Origin of the sequence: Brevibacterium sp. (assembly GCF_031179145.1) — a bacterium.
Classification (GTDB): Bacteria; Actinomycetota; Actinomycetes; order Actinomycetales; family Brevibacteriaceae; genus Brevibacterium.
The window spans coordinates 64,010-82,086 of sequence record NZ_JAPSIB010000004.1; the positions used below are offsets into that span (position 1 = coordinate 64,010).

The following is an 18,077-nucleotide window of genomic DNA, read 5'->3' on the forward strand; positions in this document are numbered from 1 at the left end:
GAGCCGGTGGTGCGTATTCAGGTGTCCATCAATTATCCCACAGGCCACTAGACTGTAACGGTGTCAGAGCACTATTTCACCGAATCCCCCAGCAGCGATGCCAAGCAGCGTGAGCTGAATCTCGAACTGGGCGGTCACGAGGTCACCGTCACCACCGTCGGCGGGACGTTCTCCCCCACCCGCCTCGACCTGGGAACGTCGGTGCTCCTGCGTCATCTGCCCGCACCGGAGCCGGGGAATCTCCTGGATCTGGGGTGCGGTTGGGGTCCGATCGCCCTCGATGCGGCGCTGAACGCCAAGGACGCCGAGGTGGATGTCACCGTGTGGGCCCTCGACGTCAACTCCCGGTCACTCGAGTCGACCGCTGCGAATGCGAAGCGTCTGGGTCTGGACTCGATCAAGGCGGTCACCGCCGAGCAGATCCCCGCGGACCTCCAGTTCACCGCTATCCGTTCGAATCCCCCGATCCGCGTCGGCAAGGACGCCCTCCACGACCTGCTCAGCACCTGGATCCCGCGGCTGGCTCCCGGCGGTCGCGCCGACCTCGTCGTGTCCAAGAACCTCGGCGCCGATTCGCTGCACCGGTGGCTGAGCGAGACCCTCGGCGAGACCTTCACCGTGAAGCGGACGGGTTCATCGAAGGGGTATCGCGTCCTCACGATCCACCGCGCGCAGTCGTCAGCCTGATCGGCCGCGGGCTGAAGCTGTGCGCGCAGGAACGCGGTCACCTCAGCCAGTAACGCGTTCGCTCAGCCGATCGCGCCGGTGGCGACGATGACCGCCGGGCCGGCGAGGGTGACCGTGCCCCGGTTCTCCGCCTCGGCGATCGTGATGCCGATCCGCAGCTGACCGCCGGGAACGTCGACGCGCCACTGCACCGGTGACTGGGCTCCTGCCCAGTGGTGAGCGGCGATCGCCGCCGCGCACGCGCCCGTCCCGCAGGAGCGGGTCTCACCGACTCCGCGTTCGAAGACGCGCATCTTCAGCGCGCCCTCTCCCCCGGCGATGTCGCTGCGCGCGGGTTCCATGACGATGTATTCGATGTTGGACCCGTTGGCGGGCACCGGGTCGAGCGCGGGGGCATCGCGGAGGTCGGCGGATTCGAGCTCGGCGAATTCGGCGAGGGCGACCACGGTGTGCGGGTTGCCGGTCTCGACGCTCAGGCCCGGGCGGGCCACGTCGATTCCGGCGGTGGTCACGAGCACGGGGTCGTCGTCGAGTGACCAGGTACCCATGTCGATCTCGTACCAGGAGTCGGCGGTTTCGGTCGGGTTCGTGACGCGGCGCACGGTCTTGATTCCGTCCCGGGTGGCCACCCGGATCTCGTCGGCCTCGGCGGGGACCCGGCCGGTCTCGATGAGGGTGTGGGCGAAGGCGCGCACCCCGTTGCCGCACATCTCGGACACGCTGCCGTCGTGGTTGTAGTAGTCCATGTACCACTCGGCTCCGGCCTGCGCCTGGTCGAGGGCTCCCGGGATCCCGCTGACCTCGGACCGGACAACGCGGATGATGCCGTCGGCGCCCAACCCGACTCGCCTGTCGGCCAGCGCGGCGATGGTGTCGGTGCGCAGGGTCAGCTGACCATCGTCATCGGCCAGGAACACGAAGTCGTTCTGCGTGCCGTGGCCTTTGTAGAAGACGGTGCCGGAGATGTCGGCGAAGGGCGAGTCCGGGAAGTTCATGGTTCCATCCTATTCGGTGAGCAGCTCGAGGCTGCGGGCGAGATTCGCCTGCGGGTCACCGGCGCCGGCGTCGATCCACTTAATCCGTGGGTCGCGGCGGAACCACGTGTCCTGCCGGCGGGCGAACTGTCGGGTCTTGACGATCGTCTGTTCCTGCGCCTCGGCGCGATTCAGCTCTTCCGCCAGATGCGCCTGGATCTGGGCGTAGCCGATGGCGCGGGACGCGGTCTTCCCGCGGGCAAGTCCGCGACCCAGCAGGTCGACGACTTCGTCGACCCACCCCTGCTCCCACATCGCGTGCACTCGGGAGGCGATGCGGGAGTGGAGGATCTCCCGGTCGACGTGCAAGCCGATCTGCACGGTCGGCTCGATCTCCTGGTAATCGGGCAGCTGGGCGCTGAACGGCTCGCCGGTCAGTTCGATGACTTCGAGCGCCCGCACGATCCGGCGGACGTCGTTGGGGGTGATCTTCACGGCGGCCTCGGGGTCGATGGCAGCCAGCCGGCGGTGCTGTCCCCACCGGTCCGCGTCGACTTCGGCTTCGATTCGCGCCCTCACCTGAGGGTCGGTGCCGGGAAAGCCCATCCGGTCGATGACCGCGCGCACATACAGACCGGATCCTCCGACGAGGATCGGGCGTCTGCCGCGGGACCGGATCTCGGCGATGGCGGTGCGCGCCTGCGTCTGGAAGGTCTGGACGTTGGCTTCCTCGGTCACGTCGAGGATGTCGATGAGGTGGTGGTCGATGCCCCGTCGTTCGACCGCCGGCAGCTTCGCCGTGCCGATGTCCATTCCGCGGTAGAACTGCATCGAATCGGTGTTGATGATCTCCCCGCCGAGGTGCTCGGCCAGGTCGAGGGCGAGGTCCGATTTGCCGGTGGCGGTGGCACCGACGATGACGATGATGGGTTCGTCGACGCTCATCTCAGCAGCTTCCCGTTGCGCACAGGGATCTGACGTCGTGGACGTCCGCGTCGAAGACCGTCCTGTCGAGGGTGAGTGACGGAGTCGACCCCTGAGATCGTTCTGCCAGATGGGCCAAGGCGGCCGTGAGCAGCTCGATGTCGGCATGTGCAGAGGCCGCTCCTGGGGTGAGGGCGAGCAGTGCCGGCACCTCGCCCGCGGTGAGCGCGGCGACGAGCGCGTCATCGAATGCGGCTGCCCCTGCTGTGGGAGCCAGGGGCGCATCCGGCGAGGCGGCCACGGACAGGTCGAGCGGCACCACCAGGTCGTCAGCGGCGCCGAGAGGCCCGAGCCTGACTCCGGCGGAATGCGCGTGCATCAGGGCCACGGCGACGCCGGGGTGCGCGGATTCGCAGGCTGCCCGCTCCTCGGGGGACAGTGCCCTCACAGCCTCGACCCAGTCCTCTCCGGACAGCAGCTGACCGGTCCGGGTGTCGATGCCGCGGTCGATCCCCAGACCGCCGAGGCCGGCCAGCGGGGGCAGCGTGTCCACGGGCAGTGACCACACCTCGCGGCTGCTCAGCACGCCTTCCACCTCAGCTCGCAGGGCGGCGGTGCGGGCCGATTCGAGCAGATCGATGTTCTCGAGCAGGATGGGTGCGGCGGGGATGAGGGCGAACCGGGCCATCTCAGTTGCCGACGCGGATCGTCGGCATTCCCAGGTTCGTGGCTCCTGCCTTGCTCTGGCCCGGTGTGGGCGCCCCGCAGCTCTCGGCTTGCGCCCTGTCGTAGGCGTCACCGGCGCGGGAGCGTCGGAGGCTGTATCCGGAGTCGGCCAGCAGGAAGTAGGGTTTCGCGTCGGTGACGGTGGCCGTGACGAAGTCACCGGGACGGGCCACCTCGGCGCCGTCCGGGATTCCCACGTGGACCAGCCGGTTGTCCGCGGCCCGTCCGCTCAGCCGTGGGGAATCCCCGTGGGGCAGAGCGGTGACGAGGACTTCGACCTCGCGACCGATCTGCGCCTTGTTCTCGTCCCAGGCGATCTCGTCCTGGAGGGCGATGAGGCGCTCGAAGCGTTCCTGCACGACCTCTTTGGGAATCTGATCCGGCATGGTCGCGGCAGGGGTGCCCGGGCGGATCGAGTACTGGAAGGTGAAAGCCTGGGAGAAGCGGGCGCGGCGGACGATGTCCATCGTGCCCTGGAAGTCCTCTTCAGTCTCTCCGGGGAATCCGACGATGATGTCGGTGGTGATTGCGGCGTGTGGGATGCGCTCCCGGACGCTGTCGAGGATGCGCATGAAGCGGCTGGTCCGATACGACCGTCGCATGGATTTGAGGATGGTGTCAGAGCCGGACTGCAGCGGCATGTGCAACTGAGGCATGACGGTCGGCGTCTCCGCCATCGCGTCGATGACGTCGTCGGAGAAAGCGGCGGGGTGCGGGCTGGTGAAGCGGACTCGTTCGATTCCCTCGACATTGCCCACTGCTCGCAACAGCTTGGCGAACGCGCCCTTGTCGCGGAACTCGGCGCCGTAGGAGTTGACGTTCTGGCCGAGCAGGGTGACTTCGACGACGCCGTCGGCGACGAGCGCCTCGACCTCGGCGAGGATGTCGCCGGGCCGCCGGTCCTTCTCCTTGCCGCGAAGGCTGGGCACGATGCAGAAGGTGCATGTGTTGTTGCAGCCGACGGAGATGGAGACCCACCCCGAGTGCTGGGACTCACGCCTCGTCGGGAGGGTGGAGGGGAACACATCGAGGCTCTCGAGGATCTCGACCTGGGCTTCCTGGTTGTGCCGTGCGCGTTCGAGCAGAGCCGGCAGCGATCCCATGTTGTGGGTTCCGAAGACCACGTCGACCCATGGGGCCTTCTTCACGATCGTGTCGCGGTCCTTCTGTGCCATGCACCCGCCCACTGCGATCTGCAGATCGGGGCGCCTCTCCTTGACCTGAGCGAGCCGTCCGAGGTTGCCATAGAGGCGGTTGTCGGCGTTCTCACGCACAGCGCACGTGTTGAACACGACGACGTCGGCCTGGTCCCCGGTGTCCGCGGGCACGTACCCGGCGTCGTCGAGGAGGCCAGAGAGCCGTTCGGAGTCGTGGACGTTCATCTGACAGCCGTAGGTCTTCACCTCGTAGCTGCGCGGCGCCTCGGCGGTCGACGTCTCGGGGGCGGGTGAGTCAATGAGTTCAGTCATGGCCCCACTATTCTAGCTGTTCTCGCTCACTCGTCGTCGGCGAGGACTTCGCGGGTGACCTTGAGGCAGACGGTCGAGGAGAACCCTCGGCGGGCGAGCATGCCCAGGATCCTGCGCTGCCGCACGTCGTAGTCGAGTCCGCGACTGGAGGCGGCCTTCTTCTCGGCAACCTGCCTCGCGAGCTCCTCCTCACCGTCGACGTCTTCGACGACTCCCGCGATGATGTCGGGCGAGATCCCCTTCTTGTTGAGTTCGCGTTTGAGCGCGGTGCGTGAGAGCTTGCGCCGTTCTCGGTGCGCGCGAACGTAGCGCTGTGCGAACTCTGCGTCGTCGAGCAGGCGCGACTTCTCCAGCTTCGCGATGAGTTCGTCGATCACCGGTGCCGGGATCTCCCGCTTCCCCAGCTTCTCGCGCAGCTCGGCACAGGAGTGATCGCGCATCGCGAGCATGTTCATCGCCGTCTTCTTGGCCTTCGCATAGGCGGCCTCGAAGTCGGAGTCGTCGAGTTCGTCGTCGTCTGGCGAACTGTCGGCGAGGAAGAGCGATTCGCCCTCCGCATGCCGCTGGTCGATCTCGGTGATCGCCGACTTCAGCGCCTCCAGCTGGTCTGCAGTCGCAGCCGACCTCCCCGAACCGCCGCCGGCAGCGCTCGGTTCGGGAGAGGCGTGGCTCGTTCGCTCAGGAGATCTCGACGTCATCGGCCGAGGTCTCTGCGGGAGCGTCTTCCGGCTCATCGGCCTCATCGACCTTGATCATGCCGAGCTTGTGTTTGATCTTCAGTTCGATCTCCTCGGCCAGGCCGGGGTTGTCGCGCAGGAAGTTGCGGACGTTCTCCTTGCCCTGTCCCAGCTGATCACCGTCGTAGGTGAACCAGGAGCCGGACTTGCGGATGATCCCATTGTCGACGCCCATATCGATGAGGCTGCCTTCGCGGGAGATGCCGTGGCCGTACAGAATGTCGAACTCGGCCTGCTTGAACGGCGGAGCCACCTTGTTCTTGACGATCTTGGCGCGGGTCCGGTTGCCGACCGCGTCCTGACCTTCCTTGAGCGTTTCGATCCGGCGGACGTCGATGCGCACGGAGGCGTAGAACTTCAGCGCCTTTCCGCCCGAGGTCGTCTCCGGGGATCCGAAGAAGACGCCGACCTTCTCACGCAGCTGGTTGATGAAGATCGCGGTGGTCTTCGACTGAGCCAGTGCGCCGGTGATCTTGCGCAGTGCCTGCGACATCAGACGGGCCTGCAGTCCGACGTGACTGTCGCCCATCTCGCCCTCGATCTCAGCCTTGGGCACCAGGGCCGCGACGGAGTCGATGACGATGACGTCGAGCGCGCCGGAACGGATCAGCATGTCGGCGATCTCCAGTGCCTGCTCACCGGTGTCCGGCTGCGAGACCAGGAGCTGATCGGTGTCGACGCCGAGCTTCTTCGCGTACTCGGGATCGAGGGCGTGCTCGGCATCGATGAAGCCGGCGATTCCTCCGGCCTTCTGCGCGTTGGCCACGGCATGGAGGGCCACAGTAGTCTTACCCGAGGATTCCGGGCCGTAGATCTCGACCACGCGGCCACGCGGCAGACCGCCGATTCCCAGCGCGATGTCGAGGGCGATCGATCCGGTCGGAATCGCCTCGATGGGTTCGCGGACCCCTTCGCCCAGACGCATGATCGCGCCCTTGCCGTAGTTGCGGTCGATCTGCCCCATCGCGGCTTCGAGCGCCTTCGCACGGTCATTGCCGGTCGGGATCTGCAGGTTCTTCGGTGTACGTGCCATGACGTCTCCTCAACGTTCGTTCTTCCTTTGAGACCAAGGCTAGGAGATGGCACTGACATGACAACAGAGGAGGCTCATCCCCTGTGGACAACCGGCCACTCGTGGTCACAGGTCCCGCGATTACTCACCAGCATAGCTCACATGGGAACACGTGTTCTATATATGTCGAGGTGTGTCGCAATCACTCGCAGCAGACCGTTGCCGACGGGCTCAGAACGGTCGTGACCGCGGCTTCTCGCGGCCGAGACGACGGGATTCGGGGACGCTCATCGCGTCGCAGACCGCGAGCCAGATGTCGCGCGGATCGAATCCCGCTTCGAATGCCTGTTCGGCGGTGCGCGAGTCGAGCGTGCTCAGCGCCAGATCGGTGTGCAGGGATGCCGCGCGCGCCTCGCCGAACTCTTCGTTCATCAGGACCCAGTAAAGGGTGTGGCGCATCAGGGTTTGGCTGCCAAACGTGGTGCGCCGTAACCGCCTGGGCGTCCCAGGACCTTGTCGGAGAGCTCCTGCGGAATGGTGTCCGGGATCTGAACGCCCTCTTCGAGGGCGAAACGATCGGAGACTTCGCTCAACAACGCCGACACCGGCAGTTCGAGGGCTTCGCAGATCGCGGAGAGGAGCTCCGAGGAGGCTTCCTTCTGCCCGCGTTCGATTTCGCTCAGGTAACCCAGCGATACGCTCGCGCCCATGGACACATCACGAAGGGTGCGTCCCTGACGACGGCGAGCGGAGCGCAATGCGTCGCCGATTTCGACTCTCAGTAACATGGTGCGCCCCTTCCTCAGTTCACGCGTATCGACTGGATACTCTCAACTTTACAGCCCGGCGCTCGATATGCGCCAACCTTGCTTGAGGGGCTGATGGTATTGCCAGTCCATTCAGAGAAACCGGCAGGTGTGCTTCCATTCGTCATCAGTGGGACAACGACGCGGGAGCCGATGTTATTCCTATCCGGCCGGTCCGAACGCCAGCTGGGACACGAAATCGGTGAGCGTCGTCACCATGGCCTCGACCGTGCGACTGCGGATCGCCTCCCGGTCCCCGTCGAAATGGTGTTCGCTGACCTTGGCCTGCGAGCCGAAGGCGATCGCCGTGTAGACGAGTCCGACGTCTTTGCCGTCCTGCGGGTCCGGGCCCGCCACACCCGTGCAGGCGACGCCGATGTCGGCCACGCATTTGCGTGCCGCACCGGCTGCCATCTGGGCGGCGACGATCGGGTCGACGGGTCCGACCTCCTCGAGGTGGTCGGCATCGACCCCGGCCAGGCTCGACTTGAGGTCGGTGGCGTAGGTGACGAGACCGCCGCGGACGACGGCGGACGCCCCGGGAACGTCGACGAGGGAGGCGACGAACCGGCCCCCGGTCAGTGATTCCGCCGAGGCGACCGAGAGACCCATCTCCGTGCACGTGGCGATCAACTGTCGAGTGCGCGAGAACCGGTCGCTGTGCTCCGGGCTGTCGGTCATGGGCTCAGTCCCGGTTCTGGTCCTTGGCGAGCCGCGCCGCCTGCAGGCAGTAGTCGATGCCGGTGACGACAGTGACGACGATCGCGGCGATGAGGACCACCCAGGCTACGACGAGGAGGACGGATGCGGCCGCGGCGGGAATCACGGCGGCCAGTGGGAACAGCAGGAGGAACAGTCCGATGGCAACCGTCTGGAGCACCGTCTTGATCTTGCCGCCGCGGGAGGCGGGCATCACTGCGGTGCGGATCATGAAGAACCGGAGCACCGTGATGCCGAGCTCACGGACGAGGATGACGACCGGAACCCACCATGGGAGCTCGGCGATCATCGCCAGGCCGATGAGCGCCGCGGCCATGAGGGATTTGTCGGCGATCGGGTCGGCGATCTTGCCGAAGTCGGTGATGAGGTTGTACTTGCGGGCCAGATCCCCATCGATCTTGTCCGTGAGCATCGCCAGCAGGAACACGGCCAGCGCCCACCACCTCGCCGTCAGATCCTCACCGCCGTCCTGGAGAAGGAGGATGAGGAACACGGGAACGAGCAGGATCCGCAGGACCGTCAGTGCGTTGGCGATGTTCCAGGGGCTCGGCTCGGCTGATGCGGGGTGAGGTTCTGCGCGATCTATCACGCTTCAACCCTAGCGGAGAGTCGGCCTCAGCGCCCGGTCAGCTCCCACGCGTCGTCACCACTGGCTTCGACGACCTCGAGACCGGTGTCGGGATCGACGTCTCCGACCCTCAGGTCCTCGCCGTGGGTGAGCGAGCCCGCTCCCCCATAGGCACCGGCCCCTCCCCCACGGGAGGAAGCGGACGTCGGCCCGTCGCCGTAGTCGTCGTCGAACTCCTCGTCGTAGTCGGCCGCGGCCGATGGCTGCCCGCCACCCGCCTCGGCGGACGCACCTCCGGCGGGCGGTGTCTCCCCCTTGATCACGGCAAGGGTTCCGGGCAGGTCCTCGGGACGCACGAGCACGTCGCGGGCCTTGGAACCCTCGGAGGGTCCGACGATGCCGCGCGACTCCATCAGGTCCATGAGGCGACCGGCCTTCGCGAAGCCGACGCGCAGCTTGCGCTGGAGCATCGAGGTCGATCCGAACTGGGTGGTGACGACGAGCTCGGCCGCCTGGAGCAGCAGGTCGAGGTCGTCGCCGATCTCCTCGTCGATCTGCTTCTTCGGCGCCTCCACCGCGACGTCGTCGCGGTAGTTCGGCTGCAGCTGGCCCTTGACGTGTTCGACGACCTTCTCGATCTCGGATTCGTTGACCCAGGCGCCCTGGACGCGCATCGGCTTGGCCGCGCCCATCGGCAGGAACAGCGCGTCACCCTGACCGATGAGCTTCTCAGCACCCGGCTGGTCGAGCACGACTCGGGAGTCGGCCAGTGAGGAGGTCGCGAAGGCGAGCCGCGAGGGCACGTTGGCCTTGATCAGACCGGTGACGACGTCGACGCTGGGGCGCTGGGTGGCGAGCACCAGGTGGATGCCGGCGGCACGGGCAAGCTGGGTGATGCGCTGGATCGAGGCTTCGACGTCGCGCGGGGCGACCATCATCAGGTCGGCGAGCTCGTCGACGACGACCAGCAGATACGGGTAGGGCTGGATCACGCGCTCGGAGCCCGCGGGCACCTGGACGCGACCCTCCCGGACGGCCTTGTTGAACTCCTTGATGTGCTTGAACCCGAAGTTCGCGAGGTCGTCGTAGCGGGCGTCCATTTCGCGCACGACCCATTCCAGCGCCTCGGCGGCCTTCTTGGGATTGGTGATGATCGGGGTGATCAGGTGCGGGATGCCCTCGTAGATCGTCAGCTCGACGCGCTTGGGGTCGACGAGGATCATGCGGACCTCGTCGGGGGTGGCCCGCATCATGATCGAGGTGATCATCGAGTTGACGAAGCTCGACTTACCGGCGCCGGTCGCACCGGCGACGAGCAGGTGGGGCATCTTCGACAGGTCGGCGACGACGAATCCGCCCTCGACGTCCTTGCCCACGCCCATGACCATGGGGTGCTCGGTCTTGCGGGCGGCCTTCGAGCGGAGCACGTCGCCGAGGGAGACGTTCTCGCGGTCGGAGTTCGGGATCTCGATGCCGATCGCCTTCTTGCCGGGGATCGGCGAGAGGATCCGGACATCGGCGCTGGCGACCGCGTAGGAGATGTTCTTGCTCAGCGCGGTGACCTTCTCCACCTTGGTGCCGGCGCCGAGCTCGACCTCGTAGCGGGTCACCGTCGGTCCGCGGGAGAAGCCGGTGACCTGGGCGTCGATCTTGAACTGATCGAGCACGTCGCGCAGGGCCTCGACGACCCGGTCGTTGGCCTCGGAGCGCTCCTTGGCCGGGGGGCCGGGCACGAGGTAGTCGGAATTCGGCAGGGTGTAGGTGACGTCGCCGGCCAAGGTGAGCTGCTCGACGCGCTCGGGCAGCTGCTCGGTGGGCGGCGGGGCGGGGGTGTTCGTGGCGGGCACCGGCGCCGAGGCGTCCGCGGGCTTCGCGCTGTGCGCAACGGTCGGTGCGTCCTCGGTCATGCCGATGACCTTCTTCAGCGCCGCGGTCTCGCGCTCCGCCTTGGTCGGGCGGCGTTCGCCCGGCTTGAACTGCGGGGTGTCGATGACCGTGGTGTCGGCCTCTTCGTCGCTGACCTCGTTCTCGTGGATGTAGGCCTTGTCGTAGGCCTTCTCCGCGATGTCGTCGTCGACGGATCGGGGTTCGTCGAGCTCCGGCAGCTCCGTCTTCTTCTTCCGGCTCCGGCGCTTGGCGCCCATGACCGGTTTGAGGCTGGAGGTGTGGGAGTTGTCGGCGACGAGATCGGTCGAGTTCGGAACCTCGGAGTCGTCGCTCTGCTCCTCACGGGGTCCACCGGTGAGCCGCAGGTAGAGGGCGGTCAGACGTTCGGGGATCGAGCGCACCGGGGTCGCCGTGATGACGAGGAAGGAGAAGAGGCCGAGAAGCACGAGCAGCGGCACCGCCACGTAGACGGTGGTGGCCACGACGAGCGGCGAGGAGATGACGAAGCCGAGCGCTCCGCCGCCGTTGGCCATGGCTGCGCGCGAGTTGACGAAGCTGGGGTTGCCGGCGGCGATGTGGGCGAGGCCCGAAGCCGCGAGCAGGAGCAGGATGATGCCGATGAGGATCCGGTTGTTGCCCCTGTTGTCGTCTCCGCGGAGGAAGAGGCGGATCGCGTAGCCGGTGAAGATGACCGGCAGGGCCAGGGCCACGCGGCCGAAGGTGCCTTCGACGACGGCGCGGACGCCGGCTCCGAACGCCCCGGGGATGTTCCACCATTCGAAGGCCGCAATGACGATCGAGAGCCCGATGAGGAAGAAGGCTGTGCCGTCCCTCTTCGTCGGGCTGTCGGTCGGTTCGTCACTGAGGATCTTCCGCGCACGGTTTCCGGCCATGTGGGCCACTCCCCTCCACGCACCGGTGACAACGTTTGTCCCGGGGTTCTCAGCCCCCGCTTGACCGGTCTGGCCAGCAGTTTTGCGCGCTTGACGTTTACCGGTGCCAGAAGCGGGGGAAGTCGTTCTGGTCGCCATGGTCCCAATCTTAGGTGGAGACCGGCCCGCATCCCAGCAAATCCGCAGGATTCGGCGCGCCACGCCGGCGCGTGAAGGGGGCGGTCGTCAGCTCATCTGCGCGTAGGCGGGCAGGGTGAGGAAGTCGACGTAGTCGGGGGCGATGGCCACGGACAGGAACAGGTCGGTGGCGTCCTTCCAGTCGGACTCCTCCCCCGGCAGCTTGGCGACCTCCTCGGCGACGATCTGGCGGACCAGATCCTCGGTGACGGTGACGCTGGTGTCGAGCTGCACGCCCGCATCGACCCACTGCCAGACCTGCGAGCGGGAGATCTCGGCGGTCGCCGCGTCTTCCATCAGCCCGTGGATGGCCACGGCGCCGTTGCCCTCGAGCCAGGCCCGCAGGTACTGGATGCCGACGTTGACATTGGTCCGCAGCCCCTCCTCGGTAATGGAGCCCGGCGTCGACTTCACATCGAGGAGGTCGGCGGCGGTGACGCTGACGTCCTCACGCTTGTTGTCGATCTGGTTCGGCCTCTCCCCCAGGGTCTCGGTGAAGACCTCCCTGCACAGGTCGACCATGCCCGGGTGGGCGACCCAGGAGCCGTCGAAGCCGTTGCGCGCCTCGCGGGACTTGTCCTCGCGCACCTTCGCGAAGGCCGCTTCGTTCGCCTCCGGGTCCTTGGCCGGCACGAATGCGCTCATTCCGCCGATCGCGTGCGCGCCGCGCTTGTGGCAGGTGCGCACGAGCAGTTCGGTGTAGGCGCGCATGAACGGCACGGTCATCGTCACGTCCGACCGGTCGGGCAGCAGGAACTCGGAACCGCGGGTGCGGTAGTACTTGATGACGGAGAAGATGTAGTCCCAGCGGCCGGCGTTGAGTCCGGCGGAGTGCTCACGCAGCTCGTAGAGGATCTCCTCCATCTCGAAGGCCGCGGGGTAGGTCTCGATGAGCACGGTGGCGCGGATGGTGCCGCGCGGCAGGCCGAAGGAGTCCTCGGCAAGGTCGAAGACCTGGTTCCACAGCCGCGCTTCCAGATGTGACTCCATCTTCGCCAGGTAGAAGTACGGCCCCTTCCCCTTCTCGAGCTGGAGCTGCCCGGCCGTGGCGAAGTAGAGCGCGAAGTCGACGAGGGATCCGGAGGTCTCCTCACCGTCGACGAGGATGTGCTTCTCCGGCATGTGCCAGCCGCGGGGGCGCACGACGATCGTCGGCAGCTCCTCGTCGGGAGCCAGGGTGTAGGACTTGCCCTCCGGGGAGGTGAAGTCGATCGTCCGGGACAGGGCGTCGAGCAGGTTGATCTGGCCGCCGATGACGGAATCCCACTGCGGGGTGTTCGCATCCTCCTGGTCGGCCAGCCACACCTTGGCGCCCGAGTTCAGAGCGTTGATCGTCATCTTCTTATAGGTCGGACCGGTCACCTCGACGCGGCGGTCCTCGAGACCGGGGGCGGGCGGCGCGACCTGCCAATCCGGGTCCTCGCGGATCGAGGCGGTCTCGGGCAGGAAGTCGAGGTCGGCGCCGCGGGCGATCTCGGCCTGGCGCTCCTTCCGGGCCTCCAACCTCTCGAGCCGAACCGGGTTGAACTTACGGTGGAGCTCGACGATGAGTTCGAGCGCGCGCGGGGTGAGCACCCGCTCCGCGCCTTCGGGCAGATCGCCGGTGATCTCCAGTCCGGCAGGGATGTCCAAAGTCTGGTTCTGGGCAGTCATGAGTGGTCCTCCTCGTGCACCGACTGGTGCCATGGGCGTCCTTGGGCAACGGGGTTGTGGCCTGAAGCGAAATTCCGCATCGCGAAACGCGGACCTCGCTTAGCGAAAGGCTATTGTGTGACCCCAGTCTCAGTCAATTGTGAGGAACCTCTTGACGGAGCCACATCGACAGTGAACGATAACGACAAGGACCGAGTTCGCAGTGACGTCGGGAAACCGGCGATGACCAGCCAATTCATCGGCTCGTCTCCATCACGGCCACTCGACACTGCATGACCACGCGGCAACGCTGCCGCAGATCGGATGCACGATGGACAACCTCGCTCTCGCCGCCCTCCTGGCCCTGACTCCCATCCTTCTCGCGGGAATTCTCCTCATCGGATTCCGGTGGCCCGCCAAATATGCGATGCCCATCGGCCTCGTCGCCGCGGCGCTCGTCGCCAACTTCGCCTGGCGCATCGAATGGGTGACGATCGGCGCCTCCATCGTCCAAGGCGTGCTCGTGGCGATCGGTCTGCTGTGGATCGTCTTCGGCGCACTGCTCCTCCTCGCCACGGTCACCCGCTCGGGCGCGATCCAGACGATCCGAGCCGGATTCATCTCGATCTCCCCCGACCGCCGCGTCCAGGTCATCATCATCGCGTGGCTCTTCGGCTCGTTCATCGAAGGCGCCGCCGGTTTCGGCACCCCGGCCGCCGTCGTCGCCCCGCTCCTGCTGGCCCTCGGGTTCCCGGCGATCGCCGCCGTGCTCGCCGGGCTGATCATCCAGTCGACGCCGGTCAGCTTCGGCGCCGTCGGCACGCCCATGGTCGTGGGAATCGGCACCGGCCTGTCCAAGGAGGACGGGACCATGTCGAGTGACGTCGCGGCCCGTGCCGCCGAGCTCGGCCTGGGCCAGAGCGAGTTCGTCGCCCACACCGCCACCCAGGTCGCGCTCATCCATGGCATCTGCGGAATCCTCATCCCCCTGCTGCTCGCGTGCATGCTGACCGGATTCTTCGGTCAGCGCAAGCGCTTCGCCGATGGCCTCGCCGTCGCCCCGTTCGCCGTCTACTCGGCGCTCGCGATGATCGTGCCCTACCTGCTCGTGGCCAATCTCCTCGGCCCCGAGTTCCCCTCCCTGCTCGGCGGCCTCATCGGACTGGCGATCGTCGTCACGACGAGCAGGATGGGCTTCCTCATGCCGAAGAAGACCTGGGACTTCGCGCCGCGCGAGAACTGGCCGGCCCATTGGATGGGCACCGTCGACCCCGCCGACGAGGCCGCCCAGCTGCAGAAGCGGATGTCCCTGCTCCGCGCCTGGTCCCCGTACCTCATCGTCGTCCTCCTGCTCCTCCTCACCCGCAACGTCGCACCGATCAAGGAGTTCCTCACCGGTCCCGCCGTGATCAAGGTCGAGGGGATCTTCGGCACCGCGATCAACCAGAACATGGACCTGCTGTGGTCACCTGGGGCGATCTTCGTCCTCGCTTGCGGGCTGACCTACCTCATCCACCGAATGAGCGGCGGGCAGATCGGGTCCTCGTGGAAACTCGCCGGCGGGCAGATCGCCAGTGCCGCGGTCGCACTCCTGTGCTCGCTGCCGCTGGTCCGCGTCTTCATCAACTCGGGATCGGACTACAACAACGCCGGTCTCGACTCCATGCCCGTCACCCTCGCCGAGGCGGCCGCCAGCTCCGTCGGTGACGCCTGGCCCCTGTTCGCCCCGTTCATCGGCGCGCTCGGCGCGTTCGTCGCCGGCTCGAACACGGTGTCGAACATCATGTTCTCCCAGTTCCAGTTCTCCACCGGCGTCGCCATCGGCGCGACGAGCCCGGAGACGGTGGTCGCCGCGCAGGCCGTGGGCGGAGCGGCCGGAAACATGGTGGCCGTCCACAACGTCGTGGCGGCCTCGGCGACGGTGGGTCTGGTCGGGCGCGAGGGCGAGATCATCCGTCGCACCTCGGTGCCGATGCTCGTCTACTCCCTGACCGCCGGCGCGCTTGCGTTCATCGGCATCAACGGGCTCGGGGCCAATGCGGGCACGGTGGTTCTCTCGACCGTCCTCGTCGGGCTGATCGTCGCATTCGTGCTGATCCGCAGGTCGCCCGGACGCGAGCTCGCTCCGGTTGCCAGTCGTCCGACCACGGCCGAGGATCCCGCCTAGCAGTTCCGGCGGCCCACGATTCGGGCTTCCGATCCAGCTCCCCCAAAGGAAGCGGATTGGAAGCCCGAATTGTCGTCACCGGAGGGAACTGGAACTTGAGCGAAGGCCGAGGGCAGTCGTGTTTCCGGGCTGCCCCGCCCAGACCCCTGCCAGGTGAATACTGGTCGAACTCCCCCAGTCTGGTAGCCCAAACGGTAGACGTGAGAGAACTCACTTGTCAGACTGTCTCTGTCGCATCAGTTTCAAGTGACTGAAGGAGTCGCTTGACCGCTCAGGAGACATCTATGCTGCGTTGGTCCTCACACCGACTGAAATACCTCATCCTCTCAGCTCTGCTCATCTCATTCGCCGCCCTTCTGGCCCTCGGCGGTCAGTCCTCGGTCGCCCACGCGACCGAAACCTCCCGGTATCTCCCCATCGAGACGCCGGCCCAGGAGCGGTCCAACTGGTGCTGGGCGGCGACCGGCAACGCCGTGGCCGATTACTTCGGGCGCGAATACTCGCAGAATCAGTTCTGCAATATGGCGTTCGGTCGGGCGCTCAACTCGAGCTGCCCGAATGATCAGGCCGACCTCGGCAACGACCAACGGGCCTTCCGTGAGATCGGCATCGCCCCGGGCAGTTACATCAGCGCCACCATCTCCTATGACACGGTCTCCGATGAGATCTCCCACGACCGTCCGGTGATGACGCGCATCCTGTGGAGTTCCGGCGGTGGGCACATGATGAATCTCATCGGCTACGACAGGGGCAATTCCACCGTCCGGTACCACGACCCCTGGCCCGACTCTCAGCGAGTCAACACCTCCACCTACGCGTGGTACGTGAAGAATCCTCAGTTCTCGTGGACCCACACCCTCTACAGGATCGGAGCCTGAGATGCGTCTGAAGAACCTCTCCCTGGCAGTCGCTTCGGGCGTGGCCATCGCCATCTGCGCCACCCCAGGGGCAGCATTCGCCGCCACGGGCCCCAGCGACCAGGACCTGCGCGAGGCAGCGAGTGCGGTGCACGCCCCGGACGGTCTCAGCTTGCTGAGATCGGCCGCCGGTGCCCCGAAACCCTCCCCCGGCGCATTGGCCCCGCAGACATCGACACAACAGAAGGTCGCCGCTGACGGCATCCCCGTCTACGCCCTCAACCCGGACTTCGTCTCCGGACACTCCAAGGACCCAGCCGAGCTGTGGTACATCGCCTATCCGGCCACCCACAACGCGGAGGACTTCACGATCTTCGCCGCACAGGACGACGCCGGCCGGTGGTCGGCGGTGAATGTGGCGACCGGGCACCAGGAGGCCGACTATGTGAAAGACGCGCCGGCCGATTCGCGTCTCCTCGTCGAACCCCAGGTCTCGGCCTGGTACGGGCTCAAGGACGGTGAGGTCGAACCTCTCAACGACGCGGCAGTCAAGGCCATCGGCAGCTCCGGTCCTGTCCCGGTCGCAGACTACCGGCAGCACGTGAGCAGCGCCTACGGGTCGAAGCTGCCCGGCTCCTCCTACGCCAAGAGCGGCAAAGCCGGTGGATTCGGCGCCGGGGCGCCATCGCCGGCAGGGTCGGTCACCCCGCAGCCCGATACGGGCGCCGCGCACAGTCCCGTCGCGGAGACGGCCGGCACGCTCGCTCCGCCGCTCTTTGGCGTGTGGGCGGGCGCGGGTGCTGTGGCTCTCGCAGCACTCGGCCTGGGATGGCTCCTCCATCGGCGCAAGAACCGCTGAGAGCGCCGTTCCGGCAAGGTTCAGACCGCGCGGCAGGGTTCAGACCGCGCGGCAGGGCTCAGACCGCGCGGCAGGGCTCAGCCGGCAACGACAGCGCGGAACGCGTGCGTGACGTAGGGCAGACGGACCGAACCGTCGGCATCACGCACGCGTTCACCGAGGGCCCGCACACGAGACAGCATGGACTGCCGCTCGTTCGGGGCCGCGACGATCGTGTGGCTGCGGGAGGCGACCATGTCGACAAGCTCGTCGACACTGAGAGTGCGCGCCCACGCCTCGCAGTGATAGGCGGGTGCGGCGAAGTCCGCGGTCAGAAAGCTCACCTCGGTGCCCATGTCGCCATCTGCACTTCCCCGGCAGCCGGGACCCTGCTCCTTGAGCAGTGAGTCCTTGAGCAGTGAGTCCTTGAGCAGTGAGTCCTTGAGCAGTGAGGCGACATAGACCTCGGCGGTGCTGGGGGTGATGATCTCGGTCAGTTCGGCCACCCAGTCGACGCTCTCGTCGCGGATGTTCCAGATCAGGCCGAGCACTCCTCCGGGACAGAGCACGCGCGCCGCCTCCGCACAGGCGCGTTCCGGATCGACCCAGTGCCAGGACTGGCCGTAGGTGATCAGATCGACGCTCGAATCCTCGAGAGGCAGGGACTCCCCCGTGCCGGGCCGGGTCTCGACGCCCCGCAGCTGCACCGACAAGGCAGCGAGCATCCGCTCGTCGGGGTCGACGGCGATGACGCGGCGGTGGGCACCCACCAGGGACTGCGTGAGCTTCCCGGTTCCGGCGCCGACGTCGGCGACCACAACGGCCGCATCCACTGCGGAATCCGCGCCGTCCCCCGCGGAGCCGGCGACGACCTCGGCGGATCCGAGAAGCCACGAGGCCGACCGGGCTGGGTAGCCCGGTCGGCCTCGTTGGTATTCGGATGCGGCCGCACCGAAATCGGTGCCGCTGACCTCATTCATGTCAGCTTGTCCGCATCTCGGCG

The 18,077-nt window shown here is 66.8% G+C and carries 17 protein-coding genes; 4 read left to right on the forward strand and 13 right to left on the reverse strand.

The annotated features are described in order from the left end of the window. Positions 1-60 precede the first annotated feature (60 nt). Positions 61-687 carry a methyltransferase gene (locus RIT73_RS04665; protein WP_309130889.1) on the forward strand — a complete coding sequence of 209 codons (627 nt, stop codon included), beginning with the start codon at positions 61-63 and terminating at the stop codon, positions 685-687. Positions 688-749: 62 nt separating this feature from the next. Here the strand turns inward: RIT73_RS04665 and dapF are convergent, their stop codons facing one another. The 12 genes from dapF to aceB all read right to left on the reverse strand — a co-directional run bounded on the left by dapF (position 750) and on the right by aceB (position 13,233). Next, positions 750-1,682 carry a diaminopimelate epimerase gene (gene dapF / locus RIT73_RS04670; RefSeq protein ID WP_309130890.1) on the reverse strand — a complete coding sequence of 311 codons (933 nt, stop codon included), beginning with the start codon at positions 1,680-1,682 and terminating at the stop codon, positions 750-752. Positions 1,683-1,691: 9 nt separating this feature from the next. Next, the gene (gene miaA, locus RIT73_RS04675) at positions 1,692-2,606 is read right to left on the reverse strand and encodes a tRNA (adenosine(37)-N6)-dimethylallyltransferase MiaA (RefSeq protein WP_309130891.1); all 915 of its coding nucleotides are present in this window, start codon (positions 2,604-2,606) and stop codon (positions 1,692-1,694) included. A gap of 1 nt (position 2,607) precedes the next feature. After that, positions 2,608-3,273 carry a hypothetical protein gene (locus tag RIT73_RS04680; protein ID WP_309130892.1) on the reverse strand — a complete coding sequence of 222 codons (666 nt, stop codon included), beginning with the start codon at positions 3,271-3,273 and terminating at the stop codon, positions 2,608-2,610. 1 nt (position 3,274) lies between these two features. After that, complete coding sequence (gene miaB, locus RIT73_RS04685) at positions 3,275-4,780, reverse strand: tRNA (N6-isopentenyl adenosine(37)-C2)-methylthiotransferase MiaB (RefSeq protein ID WP_309130893.1); 1,506 nt, start codon at positions 4,778-4,780, stop codon at positions 3,275-3,277. 26 nt (positions 4,781-4,806) lie between these two features. Then, on the reverse strand, positions 4,807-5,478 hold the full coding sequence (locus tag RIT73_RS04690) for a regulatory protein RecX (protein WP_309130894.1): 672 nt from the start codon (positions 5,476-5,478) through the stop codon (positions 4,807-4,809). Continuing rightward, positions 5,459-6,550 (reverse strand): recombinase RecA, encoded by a 1,092-nt coding sequence (gene recA, locus RIT73_RS04695; RefSeq protein WP_309130895.1) that lies wholly within the window; start codon positions 6,548-6,550, stop codon positions 5,459-5,461. Before recA ends, RIT73_RS04690 begins: the two co-directional genes overlap by 20 nt. Before the next feature lie 210 nt (positions 6,551-6,760). Then, the gene (locus RIT73_RS04700; protein ID WP_309130896.1) at positions 6,761-6,988 is read right to left on the reverse strand and encodes a DUF3046 domain-containing protein; all 228 of its coding nucleotides are present in this window, start codon (positions 6,986-6,988) and stop codon (positions 6,761-6,763) included. Continuing rightward, positions 6,988-7,317 carry a helix-turn-helix transcriptional regulator gene (locus tag RIT73_RS04705; protein WP_309130897.1) on the reverse strand — a complete coding sequence of 110 codons (330 nt, stop codon included), beginning with the start codon at positions 7,315-7,317 and terminating at the stop codon, positions 6,988-6,990. The genes RIT73_RS04700 and RIT73_RS04705 overlap by 1 nt, the downstream gene beginning before the upstream one ends. Before the next feature lie 180 nt (positions 7,318-7,497). Beyond that, entirely contained in the window at positions 7,498-8,016 is a 519-nt protein-coding gene (locus RIT73_RS04710) for a CinA family protein (protein WP_309130898.1), read from the reverse strand. A 4-nt stretch (positions 8,017-8,020) separates the two neighbouring features. Next, positions 8,021-8,644, reverse strand: coding sequence for a CDP-diacylglycerol--glycerol-3-phosphate 3-phosphatidyltransferase (gene pgsA / locus RIT73_RS04715; protein ID WP_309130899.1), 624 nt, complete (start codon positions 8,642-8,644; stop codon positions 8,021-8,023). Between the two features lie 26 nt (positions 8,645-8,670). Then, on the reverse strand, positions 8,671-11,403 hold the full coding sequence (locus RIT73_RS04720; protein ID WP_309130900.1) for a DNA translocase FtsK: 2,733 nt from the start codon (positions 11,401-11,403) through the stop codon (positions 8,671-8,673). 225 nt (positions 11,404-11,628) lie between these two features. After that, positions 11,629-13,233: a malate synthase A gene (gene aceB / locus RIT73_RS04725; protein ID WP_309130901.1), complete on the reverse strand. Its 1,605-nt coding sequence runs from the start codon at positions 13,231-13,233 to the stop codon at positions 11,629-11,631. Positions 13,234-13,543: 310 nt separating this feature from the next. Here aceB and RIT73_RS04730 point away from each other — a divergent pair, with 310 nt between their 5' ends. From RIT73_RS04730 to RIT73_RS04740, 3 genes are all read left to right on the forward strand, one after another. Next, complete coding sequence (locus RIT73_RS04730) at positions 13,544-15,379, forward strand: L-lactate permease (protein WP_309130902.1); 1,836 nt, start codon at positions 13,544-13,546, stop codon at positions 15,377-15,379. A gap of 284 nt (positions 15,380-15,663) precedes the next feature. After that, complete coding sequence (locus tag RIT73_RS04735) at positions 15,664-16,257, forward strand: papain-like cysteine protease family protein (protein ID WP_309130903.1); 594 nt, start codon at positions 15,664-15,666, stop codon at positions 16,255-16,257. A 1-nt stretch (position 16,258) separates the two neighbouring features. After that, positions 16,259-17,095 carry a hypothetical protein gene (locus RIT73_RS04740; RefSeq protein ID WP_309130904.1) on the forward strand — a complete coding sequence of 279 codons (837 nt, stop codon included), beginning with the start codon at positions 16,259-16,261 and terminating at the stop codon, positions 17,093-17,095. Between the two features lie 77 nt (positions 17,096-17,172). On the opposite strand, the gene RIT73_RS04745 is transcribed toward RIT73_RS04740, so the two are convergent. Continuing rightward, the gene (locus tag RIT73_RS04745) at positions 17,173-18,054 is read right to left on the reverse strand and encodes a class I SAM-dependent methyltransferase (protein WP_309130905.1); all 882 of its coding nucleotides are present in this window, start codon (positions 18,052-18,054) and stop codon (positions 17,173-17,175) included. Positions 18,055-18,077 lie beyond the last annotated feature (23 nt).

Bases quoted from the DNA above. Each gene is read 5' to 3' on its own strand.
- dapF (WP_309130890.1), bottom strand. From the start codon at position 1,682: ATGAACTTCCCGGACTCGCCCTTCGCCGACATCTCCGGCACCGTCTTC.
- miaA (WP_309130891.1), bottom strand. From the start codon at position 2,606: ATGAGCGTCGACGAACCCATCATCGTCATCGTCGGTGCCACCGCCACC.
- RIT73_RS04680 (WP_309130892.1), bottom strand. From the start codon at position 3,273: ATGGCCCGGTTCGCCCTCATCCCCGCCGCACCCATCCTGCTCGAGAAC.
- miaB (WP_309130893.1), bottom strand. From the start codon at position 4,780: ATGACTGAACTCATTGACTCACCCGCCCCCGAGACGTCGACCGCCGAG.
- RIT73_RS04690 (WP_309130894.1), bottom strand. From the start codon at position 5,478: ATGACGTCGAGATCTCCTGAGCGAACGAGCCACGCCTCTCCCGAACCG.
- recA (WP_309130895.1), bottom strand. From the start codon at position 6,550: ATGGCACGTACACCGAAGAACCTGCAGATCCCGACCGGCAATGACCGT.
- RIT73_RS04700 (WP_309130896.1), bottom strand. From the start codon at position 6,988: ATGCGCCACACCCTTTACTGGGTCCTGATGAACGAAGAGTTCGGCGAG.
- RIT73_RS04705 (WP_309130897.1), bottom strand. From the start codon at position 7,317: ATGTTACTGAGAGTCGAAATCGGCGACGCATTGCGCTCCGCTCGCCGT.
- RIT73_RS04710 (WP_309130898.1), bottom strand. From the start codon at position 8,016: ATGACCGACAGCCCGGAGCACAGCGACCGGTTCTCGCGCACTCGACAG.
- RIT73_RS04720 (WP_309130900.1), bottom strand. From the start codon at position 11,403: ATGGCCGGAAACCGTGCGCGGAAGATCCTCAGTGACGAACCGACCGAC.
- aceB (WP_309130901.1), bottom strand. From the start codon at position 13,233: ATGACTGCCCAGAACCAGACTTTGGACATCCCTGCCGGACTGGAGATC.
- RIT73_RS04730 (WP_309130902.1), top strand. From the start codon at position 13,544: ATGGACAACCTCGCTCTCGCCGCCCTCCTGGCCCTGACTCCCATCCTT.
- RIT73_RS04735 (WP_309130903.1), top strand. From the start codon at position 15,664: ATGCTGCGTTGGTCCTCACACCGACTGAAATACCTCATCCTCTCAGCT.
- RIT73_RS04740 (WP_309130904.1), top strand. From the start codon at position 16,259: ATGCGTCTGAAGAACCTCTCCCTGGCAGTCGCTTCGGGCGTGGCCATC.
- RIT73_RS04745 (WP_309130905.1), bottom strand. From the start codon at position 18,054: ATGAATGAGGTCAGCGGCACCGATTTCGGTGCGGCCGCATCCGAATAC.